Here is a 916-nt window from a genome sequence, read left to right as displayed (position 1 = left end):
AGCAGCTGTTGGTCAAGCGCGTTCAGGCTCTGATGCAGCCACCAACGTGAGGCCGCGCCGGGTTGCCAAGGGGCCTCCTCGTCGGGTGCATGGATGTAGACCGGGATCAGGCGCTCGCTCTGTGCAAGCGCCGCTCTGAGCGCCGGGTTATCGCCGAGCCGCAGATCGCGACGCAGCCAGAGGAGGGCGGTGCTGGGCATGGCTGTGCGGTTTGTTCAGGAGGACGGACGAACCAAACGTTCGATCAAGACTGAATGAAGGTCGCGCCTCCCGTCGAGCACCGCCATGACGAAGACCAGATCGCCCTCGATGCGGTAGACCAGGCGCCAAGGTCGTTCGATCAGCTCCCGGTAGTGGTAGACATCGACCAAGCGCAGCTCGGGCACAAAGCGCCCTCGTTTGGGTTGATCCGCGAGGCTCTCTGCTCGCGCCTGCAGCCGATCCAAGACGTCGAGCGCGTTGCCAATGCTGTCCTCGGCGATCCAGCTGACGATGGCGTCCAGGTCGCGTTGAGCGGCGCGCGTCCAGCGAACCTCTGACGTCGTCTCAGCCATCCGGGACGTTGCGTTGCGCCTGCAAGCGGTCGCGTAGCGTTGTGAAGACCTCAGCCTGCGGTACCGTGTCCCCAGTGCTAAGATCCCGCTCCGCTTCGGCCATCAATTTGAGCATCAGCATGGCCCGCTCGCGCGCTTGGTACTCGGCGATGTCTTGCACGATGGCGCGCGCGCGCCCGTTCTGCGTCAGCACCAGCGTGGTGGCCTCATCTCGGACCTGATCCAATAGCCGGGCGGCATCGGTCTTGAATTGGCTGAGACTCAAGACATGTTCGCTCATCAGAAGTCCATATTCAGATCGAATTTGGGTTTGCGGGATCATCCTTCAGCGCTGGGGCTTGGTCAAGCGTTGCGTTGGTCAC

Annotated in this window: 3 protein-coding genes; all 3 read right to left on the bottom strand. The window is 62.8% G+C overall.

Annotated features, from left to right (window positions below; translation table 11 throughout):
* A partial coding sequence (locus VBE63_RS30355) for a deoxyribodipyrimidine photo-lyase (RefSeq protein ID WP_323686682.1) occupies positions 1-200 on the bottom strand: 200 nt, incomplete at its 3' end.
* Positions 201-215: 15 nt separating this feature from the next.
* Positions 216-554, bottom strand: a complete 339-nt coding sequence (locus VBE63_RS30350) for a type II toxin-antitoxin system RelE/ParE family toxin (RefSeq protein ID WP_323686681.1) — start codon at positions 552-554, stop codon at positions 216-218.
* Complete coding sequence (locus tag VBE63_RS30345) at positions 547-834, bottom strand: type II toxin-antitoxin system Phd/YefM family antitoxin (protein ID WP_323686680.1); 288 nt, start codon at positions 832-834, stop codon at positions 547-549. Before VBE63_RS30345 ends, VBE63_RS30350 begins: the two co-directional genes overlap by 8 nt.
* Positions 835-916 lie beyond the last annotated feature (82 nt).

Origin of the sequence: Lamprobacter sp., from assembly GCF_034860625.1 — a bacterium.
Taxonomy (GTDB): domain Bacteria; phylum Pseudomonadota; class Gammaproteobacteria; order Chromatiales; family Chromatiaceae; genus Lamprobacter.
The sequence above is the reverse complement of the archived record's forward strand: the minus strand, read 5'-3'. Positions and strand labels throughout refer to the sequence as shown.

Coding starts and splice junctions, on each gene's coding strand:
- VBE63_RS30350 (WP_323686681.1), bottom strand. CDS start 554: ATGGCTGAGACGACGTCAGAGGTTCGCTGGACGCGCGCCGCTCAACGC.
- VBE63_RS30345 (WP_323686680.1), bottom strand. CDS start 834: ATGAGCGAACATGTCTTGAGTCTCAGCCAATTCAAGACCGATGCCGCC.